Origin of the sequence: Pseudoduganella rhizocola (genome assembly GCF_045984285.3) — a bacterium.
Taxonomy (GTDB): Bacteria; Pseudomonadota; Gammaproteobacteria; order Burkholderiales; family Burkholderiaceae_D; genus Rugamonas.
On the sequence record NZ_JBJQIK030000001.1, the window covers coordinates 85,815 to 103,837 of the forward strand.

15 protein-coding genes are annotated in these 18,023 nt (G+C 64.0%); 11 read left to right on the top strand and 4 right to left on the bottom strand.

Translation table 11 applies throughout. The features are described 5' to 3' along the window. Genes paaH through paaZ form a run of 6 tightly spaced genes read left to right on the top strand, consistent with a single transcriptional unit; the run spans position 1 to position 7,241 of the window. Positions 1-1,554, top strand: a complete 1,554-nt coding sequence (paaH, locus tag ACJRPG_RS00440; protein ID WP_407998064.1) for a 3-hydroxyacyl-CoA dehydrogenase PaaH — start codon at positions 1-3, stop codon at positions 1,552-1,554. Next, entirely contained in the window at positions 1,547-1,999 is a 453-nt protein-coding gene (gene paaI, locus ACJRPG_RS00445) for a hydroxyphenylacetyl-CoA thioesterase PaaI (RefSeq protein ID WP_407998065.1), read from the top strand. The genes paaH and paaI overlap by 8 nt, the downstream gene beginning before the upstream one ends. 13 nt (positions 2,000-2,012) lie before the next feature. Then, on the top strand, positions 2,013-3,332 hold the full coding sequence (gene paaK / locus ACJRPG_RS00450) for a phenylacetate--CoA ligase PaaK (RefSeq protein WP_407998066.1): 1,320 nt from the start codon (positions 2,013-2,015) through the stop codon (positions 3,330-3,332). Between the two features lie 13 nt (positions 3,333-3,345). Then, positions 3,346-4,551 carry a 3-oxoadipyl-CoA thiolase gene (gene pcaF / locus ACJRPG_RS00455; protein ID WP_407998067.1) on the top strand — a complete coding sequence of 402 codons (1,206 nt, stop codon included), beginning with the start codon at positions 3,346-3,348 and terminating at the stop codon, positions 4,549-4,551. Positions 4,552-4,555: 4 nt separating this feature from the next. Further along, positions 4,556-5,167: a phenylacetic acid degradation protein PaaY gene (gene paaY / locus ACJRPG_RS00460; RefSeq protein WP_407998068.1), complete on the top strand. Its 612-nt coding sequence runs from the start codon at positions 4,556-4,558 to the stop codon at positions 5,165-5,167. A gap of 22 nt (positions 5,168-5,189) precedes the next feature. Further along, on the top strand, positions 5,190-7,241 hold the full coding sequence (gene paaZ / locus ACJRPG_RS00465) for a phenylacetic acid degradation bifunctional protein PaaZ (RefSeq protein WP_407998069.1): 2,052 nt from the start codon (positions 5,190-5,192) through the stop codon (positions 7,239-7,241). 46 nt (positions 7,242-7,287) lie between these two features. Here paaZ and ACJRPG_RS00470 read toward each other — a convergent pair whose 3' ends face one another. The 3 genes from ACJRPG_RS00470 to argH all read right to left on the bottom strand — a co-directional run bounded on the left by ACJRPG_RS00470 (position 7,288) and on the right by argH (position 11,039). Beyond that, entirely contained in the window at positions 7,288-8,979 is a 1,692-nt protein-coding gene (locus ACJRPG_RS00470) for a TRAP transporter large permease (protein ID WP_407998070.1), read from the bottom strand. Between the two features lie 20 nt (positions 8,980-8,999). Next, complete coding sequence (locus tag ACJRPG_RS00475) at positions 9,000-9,572, bottom strand: TRAP transporter small permease subunit (protein ID WP_407998071.1); 573 nt, start codon at positions 9,570-9,572, stop codon at positions 9,000-9,002. 69 nt (positions 9,573-9,641) lie between these two features. Next, the gene (gene argH, locus ACJRPG_RS00480; protein ID WP_407998072.1) at positions 9,642-11,039 is read right to left on the bottom strand and encodes an argininosuccinate lyase; all 1,398 of its coding nucleotides are present in this window, start codon (positions 11,037-11,039) and stop codon (positions 9,642-9,644) included. Positions 11,040-11,152: 113 nt separating this feature from the next. Between argH and ACJRPG_RS00485 the strand changes: the two genes are divergently transcribed. The 5 genes from ACJRPG_RS00485 to ACJRPG_RS00505 all read left to right on the top strand — a co-directional run bounded on the left by ACJRPG_RS00485 (position 11,153) and on the right by ACJRPG_RS00505 (position 15,482). Next, a complete protein-coding gene (locus ACJRPG_RS00485; RefSeq protein WP_407998073.1) occupies positions 11,153-11,668 on the top strand; it encodes a hypothetical protein in 516 nt (171 codons plus the stop codon). Next, the gene (locus ACJRPG_RS00490; protein WP_407998074.1) at positions 11,668-12,096 is read left to right on the top strand and encodes a GNAT family N-acetyltransferase; all 429 of its coding nucleotides are present in this window, start codon (positions 11,668-11,670) and stop codon (positions 12,094-12,096) included. Before ACJRPG_RS00485 ends, ACJRPG_RS00490 begins: the two co-directional genes overlap by 1 nt. Positions 12,097-12,153: 57 nt before the next feature. Further along, positions 12,154-13,473: a cyanophycinase gene (locus tag ACJRPG_RS00495; protein ID WP_407998075.1), complete on the top strand. Its 1,320-nt coding sequence runs from the start codon at positions 12,154-12,156 to the stop codon at positions 13,471-13,473. Positions 13,474-13,487: 14 nt separating this feature from the next. Beyond that, the gene (locus tag ACJRPG_RS00500; protein ID WP_407998076.1) at positions 13,488-14,885 is read left to right on the top strand and encodes an IgA Peptidase M64; all 1,398 of its coding nucleotides are present in this window, start codon (positions 13,488-13,490) and stop codon (positions 14,883-14,885) included. A 114-nt stretch (positions 14,886-14,999) separates the two neighbouring features. After that, a complete protein-coding gene (locus tag ACJRPG_RS00505) occupies positions 15,000-15,482 on the top strand; it encodes a hypothetical protein (RefSeq protein ID WP_407998077.1) in 483 nt (160 codons plus the stop codon). Between the two features lie 193 nt (positions 15,483-15,675). Here ACJRPG_RS00505 and parC read toward each other — a convergent pair whose 3' ends face one another. Next, complete coding sequence (gene parC / locus ACJRPG_RS00510; RefSeq protein ID WP_407998078.1) at positions 15,676-18,012, bottom strand: DNA topoisomerase IV subunit A; 2,337 nt, start codon at positions 18,010-18,012, stop codon at positions 15,676-15,678. Between the last annotated feature and the right edge of the window lie 11 nt (positions 18,013-18,023).

Genomic DNA, 18,023 nt, shown 5'->3' on the forward strand with positions numbered 1-18,023 from the left:
ATGGCAGCTATCGCACAGGGAAGTGTTGTCGCCGTCATTGGCAGCGGCGCCATGGGTTCCGGTATCGCACAGGTAGCAGCGGTGGCCGGGTATCAGGTCAAGCTGTTCGATATGCGCCCTGAAGCGGTGAGCAAGGCCATTGCCGATATCGGCGCGGTGTTCGGCAAGCTGGTGGAGAAGGGCAAGATGAGCGCCGCCGACGCGGATGCGGCGCGTGCCCGGCTGCACGGGGTGTCCGGCCTGGGCGATGTGGCCGATGCCGCGCTGGTGGTGGAGGCCGTCGCCGAAAATCTCGACGTCAAGCGTTCGCTGTTCGGCGACCTGGAAGGCATTGTGTCGGATGACGCCATACTTGCCACCAACACCTCCTCCATTTCCGTGACGGCGATAGCCGCGAAGCTGCGCCGGCCGCAACGCCTGGCAGGCATGCACTTTTTCAATCCGGTGCCGCTGATGGCGCTGGTGGAAGTGGTGAGCGGCCTTGCCACCGATCCCGCCGTTGCGCAGACGGTCTACGATACGGCTGCCGCCTGGGGCAAGAGCCCGGTGCATGCCAAATCCACCCCGGGTTTCATCGTGAACCGCGTGGCACGCCCTTACTATGCCGAAGGATGGCGCCTGCTGAACGAGCAGGCCGCCGATGCCGCCACCATCGACGCCGTGATGCGCGAGGCCGGCGGCTTCCGCATGGGGCCATTCGAGCTGATGGACCTGATCGGGCATGACGTGAATTTCTCCGTCACCCAATCCGTATTCAGCGCCTATTACAACGATCCGCGCTTCACGCCGTCCGTGCTGCAGCAGGAAATGGTGAACGCGGGCTTCCTCGGCCGTAAAGCGGGCCGCGGATTCTACCAGTATGGCGAAGGCGCCGCCGCGCCGCAGCCGAAAGCGGAAGCACCTCAGCCGAAGCCGGAATACATCGGCTACAGCATCGAACCGGGCATGAGCGGCAAACTCACCGAGCCCATGGTGGAACGCCTGCGGGCACGCGGCATTGCCGTCACAAACCGCAAGTCGGCCGAAGGGCATTCGCACGCAGAAGAGCCGGCATTCCACTGCAATGGCGCCGCCATCTATCTTACCGATGGCCGCACCGCGACCCAGCGTGCCGCAGACAACCGCCACCCGGACACGGTGGTCTATGACCTGGTATTCGACGCGGCATCGTCGCCGCGTATCGCCATCGCCGCGGCGGAGCAGTGCAATCCGCGCGCAGTGGATGCCGCCGTGGGCATGTTCCAGGCCGCGGGCTTCACTGTCACCCGCCTCGATGATGTGCCGGGCCTGGCCGTGATGCGCACCGTCGCCATGCTGGCCAACGAGGCGGCGGACGCTGTGCAGCAGGGCGTGTGCAGCGCGGCGGCGGCCGATACCGCGATGCAGAAGGGCGTCAACTACCCGCGCGGCCCGCTGGCCTGGGCGGACATGGTGGGTGTGAAGCATATCGTGAAAGTCCTCGACAATATGGCGCAGGCTTACGGCGAGGACCGTTACCGCGTGTCGCCGCTGCTGCGCCGCAAGCAGGCCAGCGGGGCGAAGATCCATGCATGACGCAGGCATTCCGGTGACGGCGCAAGCCCTGGCCGAAGCCGCAGGTGCGGCCATGTTCGCACGCGATACGGCGAGCAAGGGACTCGGCATGGAACTGGTTGAGATCCGTCCCGGCTATGCGCGCATGACGATGCAGGTGCGCGCCGACATGCTGAACGGCCACCTGAGCTGCCACGGCGGCTTCATCTTCGCGCTGGCCGACAGCGCCTTCGCCTTCGCCTGCAACAGCCACAACGTGGTGACTGTGGGTGCGGGCTGCACCATCGACTATCTGGCGCCCGGACGCCAGGACGACATGCTCACCGCCGAAGCGGTCGAGCGTGCGCTGGCCGGCAAGACCGGCATCTACGACGTCAACGTCACGAACCAGGAGGGCCGCCTGATCGCCACCTTCCGGGGCAAATCGCACCGGATCGGCGGCGAAGTGGCGCCCCTCCAGAGCTGAGAGGAGACCCGCAATGGTCCAAAGAAGTCCTGCTCCATCGGACCTGGAACCGATCGAGCGCGCCAGCCGCGATGAGCTGCAGGCGCTGCAACTGGAGCGCCTCAGGAAGTCGCTGCGCCACGCCTATGACAATGTGCCGCACTACCGCGCTTCCTTCGACGCGAAGGGCGTTCACCCGGACGACCTGAAAACGCTGGCGGACCTGGCGAAGTTTCCCTTCACCGACAAGAAGACGCTGCGCGACAACTACCCCTTCGGCCTGTTCGCCGTGCCGCGCGAGAAGGTGGTGCGTATCCACGCTTCCAGCGGCACCACCGGCAAGGCCACCGTGGTCGGCTACACGCAGAACGACGTGAATATGTGGGCCGATATGGTGGCGCGCTCGATCCGCGCGGCGGGCGGGCGCACCGGCGATATGGTGCATATCTCCTACGGCTACGGCCTGTTCACGGGCGGACTCGGTGCACACTACGGCGCGGAACGCCTCGGCTGCACGGTTATCCCAATGTCAGGCGGGCAGACCGAAAAGCAGGTGCAGCTGATCCAGGACTTCAAGCCATCCATTATCATGGTCACGCCGTCCTATATGCTGAACATCATCGAAGAGTTCCAGCGCCAGGGTCTCGATGCGGCGGAATCGTCGCTCAAGGTCGGCATCTTCGGCGCCGAACCCTGGACCGGCGCCATGCGCAGCGAGATCGAAAAACGCGCGGGCATCGATGCGGTGGACATCTACGGCCTTTCCGAAGTGATTGGGCCCGGCGTCGCCAGCGAGTGCATCGAGAGCAAGGACGGTCCGGTCATCTGGGAAGACCATTTCTACCCGGAGATCATCGATCCCGAAACGGGCGAGGTGCTGCCGGACGGCTCCGAAGGCGAACTGGTATTCACTTCCCTCACCAAGGAAGCGATGCCCGTTATCCGCTACCGCACGCGCGACCTCACGCGCCTGCTGCCGCCGACTTCGCGCTCCATGCGCCGCATGGACAAGATCACCGGCCGTTCGGACGACATGCTCATCATCCGCGGCGTGAACGTGTTCCCGACCCAGATCGAAGAACTGATCCTGAAAATGCCGAAGCTCGCGCCGCAGTACCAGCTGATCGTGACGCGAGACGGCCACCTGGACAAGCTGGATGTGGTCGGCGAACTGCGTCCCGAGCTGACCGGCAAGCTCACGGAGAATGAAACCGAAGCGCTGGCGCGGGAGCTGGAACACCATATCAAAACCTGTGTTGGCGTGAGCACCAAAGTGCGGCTGCTGGCCGCGAACAGTATCGAACGCACCATGACCGGCAAGGCCAAACGCGTGCTGGACAAGCGCCCGAAATAAAGGAAAAGAACCAATGAACGAAGCATTCATCTGCGACGCCGTGCGCACCCCCTTCGGCCGCTTCGGCGGCGTGCTGGCCCAGGTGCGGGCGGACGACCTGGCCGCCGTGCCGATCGCCGCGCTCATGCAGCGCAATCCCGGCGTGGACTGGTCGAAAGTCGATGACGTCTACTACGGCTGCGCCAACCAGGCCGGTGAGGATAACCGCAATGTGGGCCGCATGGCGGCGCTGCTGGCCGGCCTGCCGGTGGAGGTGCCCGCCAACACCATCAACCGGCTGTGCGGCTCCAGCCTGGATGCCATCGGCATCGGCGCGCGCGCCATCAAGTCTGGCGAAGCGCAACTGGTGATTGCGGGCGGCGTTGAAAGCATGACGCGCGCGCCCTTCGTGATGGGCAAGGCAGACAGCGCCTTCTCCCGCTCCGCCAAAATCGAGGACACCACCATCGGCTGGCGCTTCGTGAATCCGCTGATGAAGGCAAAGTACGGCATTGACAGCATGCCCGAAACCGCCGAGAACGTGGCCGAAGAATTCAACATCAGCCGCGCGGACCAGGATGCGTTCGCGCTGCGCAGCCAGCAGCGCTGGGCCGCCGCCCATGCGGCGGGACACTTCAGCACCGAGATTGTGCCAGTCACCATCCCGCAGAAAAAAGGCGATCCGAAAATTGTGGACACCGACGAGCACCCGCGTCCGGAGACCACGCTGGAACAGCTGGCAAAGCTGAAGGGGGTGGTAAAGCCGGAAGGCACCGTCACGGCGGGCAATGCATCCGGCGTGAATGACGGCGCCTGCGCCGTGCTGCTGGCTTCCGCCGCGGCAGTCGACCGTTACGGCCTGAAACCACGCGCCAAGGTGCTGGGCATGGCCACCGCCGGCCTGGCGCCGCGCATCATGGGCTTCGGTCCTTCGCCGGCTTCGAAGAAGGTGCTGGCCCAGCTGGGCCTTGGCATCGAGCAGATGGATGTGATCGAGCTGAACGAAGCTTTCGCGGCACAAGGCCTCGCGGTCACGCGCGACCTTGGCCTGCCTGACGACGCACAGCATGTGAACCCGACGGGCGGCGCCATCGCCATCGGCCACCCGCTGGGCGCATCCGGCGCGCGGCTGGTAACGGCTGCGGTGAACCAGCTGGAACGCACCGGCGGCCGCTATGCGCTGTGCACCATGTGCATCGGCGTCGGCCAGGGCATTGCGCTGGTGATCGAGCGGGTCTGAAGCCATGGTCAAGGTTTATGAAATCAACGGCGTGCGCCCTGTGGTGCATCCCACTGCCTATGTGCACCCCACGGCGGTGCTGATCGGCGACGTGATCGTCGGCCCCCGATGCTATGTTGGCCCACTGGCCTCCCTGCGTGGCGACTTCGGGCGCCTGATCCTGGAAGAAGGCTGCAATGTGCAGGATGGCTGCGTAATGCATGGCTTCCCCGATTCCGACACGGTGGTCGAAGCGGATGGCCATATCGGCCACGGCGCGGTGCTGCATGGCTGCCGCATCGGCCGCAATGCGCTGGTCGGCATGAACGCCGTGGTGATGGACAACGCCGTAGTGGGCGCGGAAAGCATCGTTGCCGCCATGAGTTTTGTGAAGGCCAATATGGTGATTCCGCCGCGCAGCATGGTGGTCGGCACACCGGCTCGCGTGCTGCGCGAGGTCAGCGACAACGAAATCAAGTGGAAGAGTTCCGGCACTGCGCAGTATCAGGAACTGGCCGAGCGCTCGCTGGCCACCATGCGCGAAGTGGAAGCCCTGGCTGAAGTGGAGCCCGGCCGCCAGCGCATGCAATGGGATAGCGCACTGCCGCTGCACCTGCACAAGAAAGCGTCCGAATAACGCAAGAACCCTGGAGACAACGATGTCCAACGTAGCAACCCTGCAAAGCTTCATCGGCGGCCGCTGGCATGGCAAGGAAGCCGCCACGCCGCTGCACAGCGCCCTGACGAATAGCCTGATCTACCACACGCACGCGGAATCGATCGACTTCGCCGAAGCCGTGAGCTATGGCCGCAAGACCGGCATTCCATCGCTGATGGCGCTCGACTTCCAGCAGCGCGCCGCGCGCCTGAAAGCGCTTGCGCTGTACCTGATGGAACGCAAGGAGGAGCTGTACAAGATTTCCCACCTGACCGGCGCCACGCGCGCCGACAGCTGGGTGGACGTGGAGGGCGGCATCGGCACCCTGTTCGCCTATGCCAGCATGGGCAGCCGCGAACTGCCGTCGTCCAATGTGCTGCACGAAGGCCCGGCCATGCCGCTGGGTAAACGCGGCGGCTTCTCCGGCACGCACATCCTGGTGCCGCGCGGCGGCATTGCGGTGCACATCAATGCCTTTAACTTCCCGATCTGGGGGCTGCTGGAAAAGTTCGCACCAAGCTTCCTCGCTGCGATGCCCTGCATCGGCAAGCCCGCGACGGCAACCAGCTACCTCACGGAAGCGCTGATCCGCATGGTGCACGATTCCGGCCTGCTGCCGGACGGCGCGCTGCAACTGGTGATCGGCAGCACGGGCGACCTGCTGGACCGCCTGACGGGCACTGACGCTGTTACCTTCACCGGTTCCGCCGACACGGCAGCCAAGCTGCGCGCCAACCGCAACCTGATCGCGAACTCGGTGCCCTTCACCGCCGAAGCGGACTCGCTGAACTGCGCCATCCTCGCACCTGACGTCACGCCGGACGATCCGGAATTCGACCTCTTCGTGAAAGAAGTGGCACGCGAAATGACCGGCAAGGCCGGCCAGAAATGTACGGCCATCCGCCGTATCATCGTGCCGCGCCAGCAGGCTGACGCCGTGGCGGAGCGCCTGCGCGAGCGCCTCGCCAAGGTATCGGTGGGCGACCCGTCAATCGAAGGCGTGCGCATGGGCGCGCTGGCATCGAAAGATCAGCAGCGTGACGTGGCGGCGCAGGTAGAGCGGCTCGCCGCCGGCAATGAACTGGTCTTCGGCGCCAATGGCGACCTGAAACTGATCGGCGAAGGCGTGGCGGATGGCGCCTTCTTTGCGCCGACGCTGCTCATGTGCCGCAACGCGATGGACAACGACGCCGTGCACGACGTGGAGGCCTTCGGTCCGGTCAGCACGATGATGACTTATGACGGCATCGACGAAGCGCTGGCACTGGCCGCGCGCGGCAAGGGCAGCCTGGTGTCCACGCTGGTAACAAAAGATCCGAAGACCGCGGCCTACGCGGTGCCGATGGCGGCCGCGCACCATGGCCGCGTGCTGGTGCTGGAACGCGAAGCCTCGGTGGACTCCACGGGCCACGGCTCGCCGCTGCCGCAGCTCAAGCACGGCGGCCCGGGCAGAGCGGGCGGCGGCGAAGAGCTGGGCGGCATCCGCGCCGTGAAGCACTTCCTGCAGCGGGCGGCGGTACAGGGCTCGCCCACCATGCTGGCCGCCATCACCGGCGAGTATGTGCGCGGCGCGGCGGTGAACGAAAGCGACATCCACCCCTTCCGCAAATACTTCGAAGACCTGCAGGTCGGCGACTCGCTGCTGACGCACCGCCGCACCGTGAGCGAAGCGGACATCGTCAACTTCGGCGGCGTATCGGGCGACTACTTCTACATGCACTTCGACGACATCGCCGCGAAGGACACGCAGTTCGGCAAACGCATCGCGCACGGCTACTTCGTGCTGTCGGCGGCCGCGGGTCTGTTCGTCTCCCCGGCGCCCGGTCCGGTGCTCGCCAACTACGGCCTGGACAACCTGCGTTTCATCACCCCGGTCGGCATCGGCGACACCATCCGCGCCCGCCTCACCTGCAAGCGCAAGGTCGACCGCAACCGCAAGGACGACAAAGGCATCGGCCAGGGCGTGGTGGCCTGGGACGTCCAGGTCACGAACCAGAACGACGAACTGGTGGCCAGCTACGATATCCTGACGCTGGTCTCCAAGCGCAGCTGACTTGAGCCAGCCAGCCAAAAAAAACGCGGCCCGAAGGCCGCGTTTTTTATTTCTTCTCCGGCTCCGGTGGAGGCTCCGGTTTCTCGACGTCGGAGGAGAAGTTGAGCTGGGGAGGCGCATCCTCGGCTGGGGTATCGGCTGCCGGGGCAGGGGTGCCGTAATCGGCCGGGGCTTCGATCTTCAGTTCCAGCTGCTCGTTCATATTGGTTTTCTGGTCGACCGATACCAGGCTCGGGAAGGCGATGATCAGCGCCACCATGACGATCTGGATGCAGACGAAAGGTATTGAACCCCAGTAGATGTCCGAGGTCTTCACTTCCTTCGGCGCCACCGAACGCAAATAGAACAGCGCGAAGCCGAACGGCGGGTGCATGAAGGAGGTTTGCATGTTCACGCCCAGCAGCACGCCGAACCAGATCAGGTCGATGCCCAGCTTCTCCGCCACCGGTCCCACCAGCGGCACCAGGATGAAGGCCAGCTCGAAGAAGTCGAGGAAGAAGGCCAGCAGGAAGAACATGATGTTCACCACGATCAGGAAGCCCGTGGTGCCGCCCGGCAGGCTGGAAAGCAGGTGCTCCACCCAGAGGTCGCCGTTCACGCCGCGGAACACCAGCGCAAACACGGTGGAGCCGATCAGGATGAAGATCACGAAGCAGGACAGGCGCGTGGTGGACATCATGGCCTGCTTCAGCAGGCTGAAATTCAGGCGCCGGTTCATCATGGCCAGCAGGATGGCGCCCATCGCGCCCATGCCGCCGCCCTCGGTCGGCGTGGCGACGCCGATGAAGATGGTGCCCAGCACCAGGAAGATCAGGGCCAGCGGCGGAATCAGCACGAAGACCACGCGTTCAGCCATGCGTGACAGCAGGCCAAGCTTGAAGTAGCGGTTGGCCAGCGCGAACACGAAGGCGCCGACAATGGCCAGCGCCGCGGAGAAGATGCCCACTTCGTCCTGGTGCGCCTGCGGATGCGCCGCATCGTAGAAGTGCGCGAAGGCGTAGGCGCCGGCCACCGCCGCCACCAGCAGCACGAACAGCGAACGCACGCCGCTGTCGCCGTTCGGTTCGCGCAGGTTGCGCGCTTCCAGCGGCAGCGCCGGCACATAGGCCGGCTTGAAGATGGACACCGACAGCACATAGCCTGCATACATGGCCGTCAGCAGCAGGCCGGGGATGAAGGCGGCGCGGTACATGTCGCCCACCGAGCGCCCCAGCTGGTCGGCCATCACGATCAGCACCAGCGAAGGAGGGATGATCTGCGCCAGCGTGCCGGAGGCGGCAATCACGCCGGAGGCCAGCTTGCGGTCGTAACCGTAGCGCAGCATCACGGGCAGCGAGATCAGGCCCATGGAAATCACGGAAGCCGCCACCACGCCGGTGGTTGCCGCCAGCAGGGCGCCGACGAAGATCACGGCATACGCTACGCCGCCGCGGATCGGGCCGAACAGCTGGCCGATGGTGTCCAGCAGGTCTTCCGCCATGCCCGAACGTTCCAGGATCAGGCCCATGAAGGTGAAGAAGGGAATCGCCAGCAAGGTATCGTTGGCCATGATGCCGAAGATGCGGTTCGGCAGGGCCTGCAGCAGCTCGGGTTTGAGCAGGCCCAGTTCAATGCCGACCAGGCCGAAGAACAGGCCGTTGGCCGCCAGCGCAAACGCCACCGGGAATCCCGACAGCAGGAAGATGACCAGCGCGCCGAACATGATCGGCGCCAGGTTCGCAATGAGGAAGGCTTCCATGTCTCTTGATCCGTTCTGTTTTAGTTGATCTGGTTAGCGGATTTGATCGCCTCGATCTCTTCTTCGGGCGTGGTAGCGTGCTTGGTGAAGGCGCTGGCATCGAGCTTGCCCTGCAGGTAAGCCACCCGTTTGATGAATTCGGAGATGCCCTGCAGGATCATCAGCGCGAAGCCGACGGCGACCAGGATCTTGGCCGGCCATACGATCAGGCCGCCGGCGTTGCTGGACATTTCGGCGCTGCGCACCGATTCGATGCCGAAGGGGATGCCGTAGTACAGGATGACCAGGGAGATCGGGAACAGGAAGAAGGTCAGGCCGAACAGGTCGATCCAGACCTGCGTGCGGCGCGAGAAGCGGCCTGCGACCACGTCGATGCGCACATGCTCGTCACGCCGCAGCGTGTGCGGCGAGGCGAGCATGAAGACGGCGGCAAACAGGTACCACTGGATTTCGAGCCACGCATTCGAGCTCATATTCAGCGAGTAGCGGATGATGGCGTTGCCGGTGCAGATGACGACGGCAAGCAGCAGCGCCCATGAGACGGCAGTGGCTATCCTGTCGTTCAGGGCATCGATTGCTCGTGAAAGTGGCATGAACATCTGAGAAGTCTCCTGTTATGAATTTTATGTCCCGGAAGTGCTGCTTGCCGCTGATGCTGCGTATTACATGGTGAGCTGCTTCCTCACGCGGGCGATGGCGGCGCGGACCTGGTTCGGGGCGGTGCCGCCCACGTGGTCGCGCGCGGCAACGGAGCCTTCCAGCGTCAGCACCTCGAACACGTCTTCACCGATCAGGGAAGAGAACTGGCGCAGCTGGTCCAGCGACAGGTCAGCCAGGTCGCAGTTCGCATCCACGCAGGAGCGCACGGCGTGCGCCACGGCTTCGTGCGCATCGCGGAAAGGCAGGCCTTTCTTCACCAGGTAGTCGGCCAGGTCGGTGGCGGTGGCGTAGCCCTGCAGCGCCGCGGCGCGCATCGCTTCCGGCTTGACGGTGATGCCGCCTGCCATGTCGGCGAAGATGCGCAGCGTGTCGACCACGGTGTCCACGGTGTCGAACAGCGGTTCCTTGTCTTCCTGGTTGTCCTTGTTGTAGGCCAGGGGCTGGCCCTTCATCAGGGTCAGGAGGCCCATCAGGTGGCCGTAGACGCGGCCGGTCTTGCCGCGCGCCAGTTCCGGCACGTCCGGATTTTTCTTCTGCGGCATGATGGAGGAGCCGGTGCAGAAGCGGTCCGCGATGTCGATGAAGCCCACGCGCGGGCTCATCCAGATCACCAGCTCTTCGGACATGCGCGACACGTGCGTCATGATCAGCGAGGCGGCCGCCGTGAATTCGATGGCGAAGTCGCGGTCGGATACGGCGTCCAGCGAGTTGTGGCACACATCGTCGAAGCCCAGCGTCTGCGCCACGCGCAGGCGGTCGATCGGGAAGGTGGTGCCGGCCAGCGCGGCGCTGCCCAGCGGCAGGCGGTTCACGCGCTTGCGGCAGTCGGCCATGCGTTCGGCATCGCGGCCGAACATCTCGACATAAGCCAGCATGTGGTGGCCGAAGGTGATCGGCTGCGCCACCTGCATGTGGGTGAAGCCCGGCAGGATGGTGTCCGCGTGTTGCTCGGCCAGGTCGGTCAGGGCGCTGCGCAGCTGGTGCAGCAGGCCGGTGATGTCATCGATGGCGGAACGCACGTAGAGGCGGATATCGGTAGCAACCTGGTCATTGCGGGAGCGGCCCGTGTGCAGGCGCTTGCCCGCGTCGCCCACCAGTTCGGTGAGGCGTTTTTCGATATTCAGGTGAACGTCTTCGAGGTCCAGCAGCCATTCGAACTTGCCGCTGTCGATTTCCTGGCTGATCTGCGCCATGCCGCGCTGGATGTCCGCCAGGTCGGCAGCGGGAATGATGCCCTGGGCGGCGAGCATCTCGGCGTGCGCCAGCGAGCCCTGGATGTCGGCCTTGGCCATACGGTTGTCGAAGAAGACCGAGGCGGTGTAGCGCTTCACCAGATCTGAGACTGGTTCGGAAAAACGCGCCGACCAGGCTTCGCTTTTTTTGGAGAGTTGTGCTGTCATGATGGAATCCGGTTGTTTTACCGATTATAAACAAGGTTGGGCGAGGGGGCTAAACCGGCCATTGGGGGGATATTGGTGTTATTGTTGCTTTTTTATCGTTCAAGGAAAAACCGATGAAGAAACTGGCAGTATTGACTATCCTGTGGGCAGCGATGTCCGGCGCCATGGCGCAGACCGCGAAACCGGCCGACGTGGCCACCGTGGACGGCATTATCGCCGCCTTGTACGACACGATCTCCGGCACTGCAGGCCAGCCGCGCGACTGGGACCGCCTGCGTTCCCTGTTCAAGCCGGAAGGCCGCATGGTGGTCCATGGCCCCAACAAGGAAGGCGGCATGACCACCCGCGTCCTGACGGTGGAGGACTACATCTCCCGCGCCGGCGCCAACTTCGCCAAGGAAGGCTTCTTCGAATCCGAGCTGTCCCGCAGCAGCCAGCAGTTCGGCCAGATTGCCCATATTTTCAGCACGTATGAAGCACGCCATGCCAAGGGCGACAAGCCCTTCATGCGCGGCATTAACAGCATCCAGCTGGTGAACGACGGCCAGCGCTGGTGGGTGCAATCCCTGCTGTGGCAAGCCGAGAGCGAGAAGAACCCGCTGCCGGCGGAGTACCTGAAGCCGCGCTGATGGCCACATTCGCCGTCAGCGACGACAGGGCGCGGCTGGACATTGCACTGATCCACCGCTTCCTCAGCGAACAATCCACCTGGGCCATCGGCATTCCGCGCGAACTGGTGGAGCGCAGCATCGCCAATTCCCTGTGCTTCGGCGGCTACCTGGACGGCAGCCAGGTGGCTTTCGCCCGCGTTATCACGGATGGCGCAACCTTTGCGTACCTGGTGGACGTATTCGTGCTCCCGGAACACCGCGGCCGGGGGTATAGTTTAGCCATGATGGATGCGGTCATGGCCCATCCCTCGCTGCAAGGCTTGCGGCGCTTCATGCTGGCCACCAGCACGGCGGCGCCCTTGTATGAGCGATACGGTTTCGCTCCGCCCGCGAAACCGCAGGCGCTGATGGAGCGGAATTTCCCGGACATTTATGAAAAGGGGTAATCCATGGTCAAGCTGCTGCCTGTTCGAACCATTCGTTTCTGGCTCGTTCTTGCTGCAATGTTGACCGTACCCCTGCACGCAAAAGAGGAACAGAAGCAGCCGTCCGCGCGCGCGACCAATGTTCCCCCGGTAGTGCCGCCAGGCCGGCCGGTGCTGCCGCCGGCCGCTGCGGTCCCCGCGACGACGCCGCCTTCCGCCGACACGCCCGCGCCAACGGCAAAGCCGCCGTCGGCCCAGGCGCAAGGGTCCCTGGTCATCATCGGGGGCGGCCTGCGAGGAGACAATGCCGACGTCTGGCAGCGCGTGGTGCAGCTGGCCGGCGGCAAAGGCTCGCGCATCGCCGTGTTCCCGTCGGCCGCGGGCAATCCCGAGCGCGCTGCCGCCACCATCATCTCCTATCTCAGGAAATACGGCGCGGACGCTTTCGCCGTGCCGGTCGCCGTGCGCCTCGCCGGCAGCGACTACCGCAAGGCGGCGGACGACGCGGCGCTGGCCAAGAAAATCCGCGACTCGGACGGCGTCTATTTTGCTGGCGGCGACCAGGGGCGCATCACCAAGGCACTGATCCGCGAAGACGGCTCGCACACCCTGGCGCTGGAAGCGGTGTGGGACCTGTACCGTCGCGGCGGCGTAATCGCAGGCACCAGCGCCGGCGCAGCCATCATGAGCAGCACCATGTTCTACAACCCGAAAGCAGTGCTCTCCATGCTGCGCAGCGGGATTACGGACGGCCACGAAATAGCGCCGGGCCTGGGTTTCATCGGCGACGACGTGTTCGTGGACCAGCACCTGCTGGTGCGCGGCCGCTTTGCGCGCATGATTCCCGCCATGCTGGCCAAGGGCTACCAGCTGGGCCTGGGCATCGACGAGGACAGCGCCATGGTGGTGAACGCGCAGCGCGAGGTGGAAATCATCGGCTACAAGGGGGCGCTGCTGATCGACATGTCGCGCGCCGAGACGGACAAGGACAACCCCAACTTCAACGTCAGCAACGTGGTCATCAGCTATCTGGACCGGGGGGACAAATTCAATATCGCCTCGCGCCGCTTCATTCCCTCGGCCGACAAGGCGGGCGGCCGGCTCGATCCGGCGCGGCCCTTCCTGCGCGGCCCGGTCTACAGCAACGATATCCTGGGCAACAGCGCCGTCATCGACCTGATGGAGCGCCTGATCGACAGCGACCAGCAGGAAGCCATCGGCATCGCCAGTGGCAACCCGCGCAGCGCAGGCCCGGAACTGGGCTTCGAATTCCGCTTTTCCCGAACGCCGGACAGCATGGGTTACGTCTCCAGCGTGGCTGAGGCATACTCCGTGCTCAACGTGCGCCTCGATGTGCGTCCCATTGAAATTGCACGGCCCCTGTACCAGTACAAATAACAAGGAAGACCTGAATGAAGAATGCACTGTTCGCGCTGCTGCTCTCGGCGGCAGCGGCGGGCGCGCTCGCTGCGCAGCCAGCCACCATGCGCCTCGACTATCTCCACACCGGCAATGCCCTCAGCGAAAGCTACGCCATCGAGCGCGTGGTGCTGGAGCCGTTGCCATGGCCCGGCGATATGGACCGCAGCATCGACGACACCAACCGTGGCGTCAACAAGGTGGAAGTGGTGGATATCAAGACCGGCAAGCTGCTGTATTCGCGCGGTTTCTCCACCATCTTCGGCGAATGGCGCACGACGGAAGAAGCATCGAAAACTTCGCGCGGTTTTGGCGAATCGGTGCGCTTCCCGAAACCTGAGCAGCCTGCGCGCGTGCGCATCCTGAAGCGCGATGAACGCAACGAGTTCTCGATTGTGTGGAGCGTGGATGTGGACCCGAATGCGCTGGACGTGGTGCGCAAGCAGCCGCCCGCGCCGGCCAAACCGATTGCCATCCGCGTCAACGGCCCTTCGCCGCAGAAGGTGGACCTGCTGATCATGGGCGACGGCTACACGAAAGCCGACCTGCCGAAATTCGAGCAGAGCGCGCGCAAGCTGGCGGACTACCTGTTCAGCGTGTCGCCGTTCAAGGAGCGCGCGAAGGACTTCAATGTGTGGGCGCTTGCCGTGCCAACCGAGGAATCCGGCGTAAGCCGTCCCTCGACGAACACCCATCATTCCTCCGCACTGAACACGCGCTACGATATCTTCGGCAGCGAGCGCTATGTGCTCACCACCGACAACCGCGCGCTGCGCGATATCGCCCAGCACGCGCCATATGAGTTCATCGAAATCCTCGTCAACAATGAGACCTACGGCGGCGGCGGCATCTACGGCCAGTTCAGCACGGCGGCAGCGAACAACGACTGGGCCAACTACCTGTTCGTACACGAATTCGGGCACCACTTCGCGGGCCTGGCGGACGAGTACTACACCTCGCCGGTGGCCTATCAGTCGACGGGCGAACGTCCGGAGCCATGGGAACCGAATGCCACGGCGCTGAAGGATCCGGCGAACCTCAAGTGGAAGAAGCACGTTCACGCCGGCACGGCGCTGCCGACCGCATGGCCGAAGGACGAGTATGAAACGCATTCGCGCGAATACCAGAAGAAGCGCGCGGCCCTGCGCAAGGAGAACCGTCCCGAATCCGAGATGAGCAAGCTGTTCAGCGAAGACCTGGCATGGAGCAATGCGCTGTTCTCGAAAGCGCCGAATGCGAAAGTGGTGGGCGCCTTCGAGGGTGCAAACTACGAGGCGAAGGGCTACTACCGTCCGCAGCAGCAGTGCGTGATGTTCGACCGCAGCGAGGCCTTCTGCACCGTGTGTGCCGAGGCCATCGGGCAGACCATCGACCTCTACTCACGTAAGTAAAGAAACAAAATGTTTCATGGTGCGGTGGCGCACAGTCCATGCTGCTGAGCGTGACTATTCTGGATGCGTGACAACAACAAAACGCATCCAGACCACTAAAGAAAGGCATCCATCATGAACAAACTGCTCGCAACCCTGATCGCCGGCGTATTCGCCTCCGCTGCTTACGCCCAAACCACTCCTGCAGTGAACCCTGACGTTGCCAAAGAGCAAGCCAAGGCCAACAAGGACATTGCCAAGGCTGAATCGAAGGAAGCGAAGAAAGCGGCTGAAGCCGACAAGGACGTGGCGAAAGCCCAGGCCAAGGCTGACGAAAAGAAAGCCAAGGCCCATGCCAAGGTCGACAAGGAACACGCCAAGGCTGCTGAAAAAGTAGCGAAGGCGGATCCGGAAGACAAGATGAAGGCCGAAGCCAAAGGCGACAAGGAAGTGGCCGAGGCGAACGCCAAAGCCGCCAAGGTTGACGCCAAGCAGGACGCCAAGGTAGCGAAGGAAATGGCCGAAGCCAACAAGGACAAGGCACAAGCCGCCGCCAAGACCGCCGAAGTCAAAGGCAAAGCCGCCGCCGACGTCAAAGCCGAAGCTGCCAAGCACTAATCGCTACGGCCCAGCCCGTGTCCACCTCGGGGTCAGACCCGAAAGTGGACACGAGCCGAACCGTAGTCAAGACAAAGCCCGTACTGCGATGGGGTTTTCCCCAGCAGCACGGGCTCTTTCGTATCTACGCCTGGGTTCGTGTCCACTTTCGGGTCTGACCCCGAGGTGGACACGGGCTCAGCTTTATCTGCTCTTACGAGTTCGGCAGCAGGCCGGTGGGCTTGATGCGGGTCGGCATAGGCTTGCCTTTGCGGGCGCGCTTGCCGATGTGCGGCTGCAGCGCTACCGCACCGAGCTTCTCTTCCTTCGGCTTGGAGGCGTTGCCGATGCCAAGCACCGTCACGCCTTTCTGCGTGATGGCGCGGGCGGCGACCAGTTTTTCCTTGTCGCCCAGGTCCATCAGTGTGACGCCGCGGCCGCCGTTGGATAGCACCTTCATCTCATCCATGCCGAACACCAGCAGGTTGGCTTTCTCCGAAATGACAGCAATCGCGCTGCTGCCTTCCGCAACCACGCTTGGCGGCAGCGGTTTGGCGCCGTCGTCCAGCGTAATGAAGGCTTTGCCGCCTTTGAGGCGGCTCACCATATCGCCAGCCTTCGCAATAAAGCCGAAGCCTGCATCGGATGCCAGCAGCAACTGCGTGCTGGCCGGCCCGGCGAAGTAGTGCAGCAGGCGCGCGCCACCGGACAGGTCCACCAGCGTGGTGATCGGCACGCCATCGCCGCGCGCGTTCGGCAGCGCGGCCACCGGCACGGAATACACCTTGCCGTTGTCGCCGAAGCCGAGCAGGGTGTCCACCGTGCGGCATTCGAAAGCGCCATACAGCGAATCGCCCGCCTTGAAGGTGAATTGCGACGGATCGTGGCCGATGCCGGTACGCGCGCGCACCCAGCCTTTTTCGGAAATAATGACGGTCACCGGTTCATCGGCCACCTTCTGCTCGACCACCGCTTTCTGCGCTTCTTCGATATGCGTGCGGCGCGCGTCGCCGAACTGCTTGGCGTCCGCTTCGATTTCCTTGATGATCAGGCGCTTCATCGACGATGGGTTGTCGAGCAGGTCCTGCAAGGTCTGCTTCTCCTTGCGCAGCTCGGCCAGTTCCTGCTGGATCTTGATCGCTTCCAGGCGCGCCAGCTGGCGCAGGCGGATTTCAAGGATGTCCTCGGCCTGGCGGTCGCTCAGGCGGAAGCGGTCGATCAGCGCCTGCTTCGGTTCATCCGAGTTGCGGATGATGTGGATCACCTCGTCGATATTCAGCAGGATGGTCTCGCGGCCTTCCAGGATGTGGATGCGGTCATCCACTTTCGACAGGCGGAACTGGGTGCGGCGCGTGACGGTGGAGAAGCGGAAGTCGATCCACTCCAGCAGCACTTCGCCCAGGCCCTTCTGGCGTGGACGGCCATCGCCGCCGATCATCACCAGGTTCATTGGCGCCGAGGTCTCCAGCGAGGTGTGCGCCAGCAGCATCAGCATGAATTCGGTCTGGTCCTGGTTCTTGGACTTCGGCTCGAACACCAGGCGCACCGGTGCAGCGCGGCCCGATTCGTCGCGGATGGTGTCCAGCGAACCGAGAATCAGCGACTTGAGCGCCAGCTGTTCCGGCGACAGCGCCTTCTTGCCCAGCTTGACCTTGGGATTGGTCAGCTCTTCAATCTCTTCCAGCACCTTCTGCGCCGAAGTACCCGGCGGCAGTTCGTACACCACGGCCTGCCACTGGCCGCGCGCCAGTTCTTCGATCTTCCAGCGTGCGCGCACCTTCATGCTGCCGCGGCCGGAGGCGTACATATCGGCGATCTGCGCCGCAGGCGTAATCAGCTGGCCGCCGCCCGGATAGTCCGGACCCGGCACAATATTCATCAGCTCCGCATGCGACAGCTTAGGATTGCGGATCAGCGCCACGGCGGCATCCGCCACTTCACGCAGGTTGTGCGAAGGGATCTCGGTGGCCAGGCCCACGGCAATGCCGGATGCGCCGTTCAGCAGCACCATCGGCAGGCGCGCCGGCAGCAGGGCCGGTTCTTCGGAGGAGCCGTCGTAGTTCGGAATGAAGTCCACCGTGCCCTGGTCGATTTCATCGAGCAGCAGGCGCGAGATCGGGGTCAGGCGGGCTTCGGTGTAACGCATGGCAGCCGCGCCATCGCCGTCGCGCGAACCGAAGTTGCCCTGGCCGTCGATCAGCGGGTAGCGCAGCGAGAAGTCCTGCGCCATGCGCACCAGCGCGTCGTACACCGACTGGTCGCCGTGCGGGTGCAGCTTGCCGAGCACGTCGCCCACCACGGTCGCGGACTTGCGCGGCTTGGCGGTGGCGGAAAGGCCCAGCTCATTCATCGAATACAGGATGCGGCGCTGCACCGGCTTCTGGCCGTCGCACACGTCCGGCAGGGCGCGGCCCTTCACCACGGAGATGGCGTAATCGAGGTAGGCGCGTTCGGCGAAGGTGGAAAGGGTCAGCGTTTCGCCGCCCTCGCCACCGTCGTTGCCGCCCGGCTGTTCCGGCTGCGGCTCGTCAAAGAGATTTGCTTGGGTCATAGTGTGTTCTT

Excerpts from the sequence above, each read along its gene's own strand:
- paaH (WP_407998064.1), top strand. The coding sequence starts at position 1 with ATGGCAGCTATCGCACAGGGAAGTGTTGTCGCCGTCATTGGCAGCGGC.
- paaI (WP_407998065.1), top strand. The coding sequence starts at position 1,547 with ATGCATGACGCAGGCATTCCGGTGACGGCGCAAGCCCTGGCCGAAGCC.
- paaK (WP_407998066.1), top strand. The coding sequence starts at position 2,013 with ATGGTCCAAAGAAGTCCTGCTCCATCGGACCTGGAACCGATCGAGCGC.
- pcaF (WP_407998067.1), top strand. The coding sequence starts at position 3,346 with ATGAACGAAGCATTCATCTGCGACGCCGTGCGCACCCCCTTCGGCCGC.
- paaY (WP_407998068.1), top strand. The coding sequence starts at position 4,556 with ATGGTCAAGGTTTATGAAATCAACGGCGTGCGCCCTGTGGTGCATCCC.
- paaZ (WP_407998069.1), top strand. The coding sequence starts at position 5,190 with ATGTCCAACGTAGCAACCCTGCAAAGCTTCATCGGCGGCCGCTGGCAT.
- ACJRPG_RS00470 (WP_407998070.1), bottom strand. The coding sequence starts at position 8,979 with ATGGAAGCCTTCCTCATTGCGAACCTGGCGCCGATCATGTTCGGCGCG.
- ACJRPG_RS00475 (WP_407998071.1), bottom strand. The coding sequence starts at position 9,572 with ATGCCACTTTCACGAGCAATCGATGCCCTGAACGACAGGATAGCCACT.
- argH (WP_407998072.1), bottom strand. The coding sequence starts at position 11,039 with ATGACAGCACAACTCTCCAAAAAAAGCGAAGCCTGGTCGGCGCGTTTT.
- ACJRPG_RS00485 (WP_407998073.1), top strand. The coding sequence starts at position 11,153 with ATGAAGAAACTGGCAGTATTGACTATCCTGTGGGCAGCGATGTCCGGC.
- ACJRPG_RS00490 (WP_407998074.1), top strand. The coding sequence starts at position 11,668 with ATGGCCACATTCGCCGTCAGCGACGACAGGGCGCGGCTGGACATTGCA.
- ACJRPG_RS00495 (WP_407998075.1), top strand. The coding sequence starts at position 12,154 with ATGTTGACCGTACCCCTGCACGCAAAAGAGGAACAGAAGCAGCCGTCC.
- ACJRPG_RS00500 (WP_407998076.1), top strand. The coding sequence starts at position 13,488 with ATGAAGAATGCACTGTTCGCGCTGCTGCTCTCGGCGGCAGCGGCGGGC.
- ACJRPG_RS00505 (WP_407998077.1), top strand. The coding sequence starts at position 15,000 with ATGAACAAACTGCTCGCAACCCTGATCGCCGGCGTATTCGCCTCCGCT.
- parC (WP_407998078.1), bottom strand. The coding sequence starts at position 18,012 with ATGACCCAAGCAAATCTCTTTGACGAGCCGCAGCCGGAACAGCCGGGC.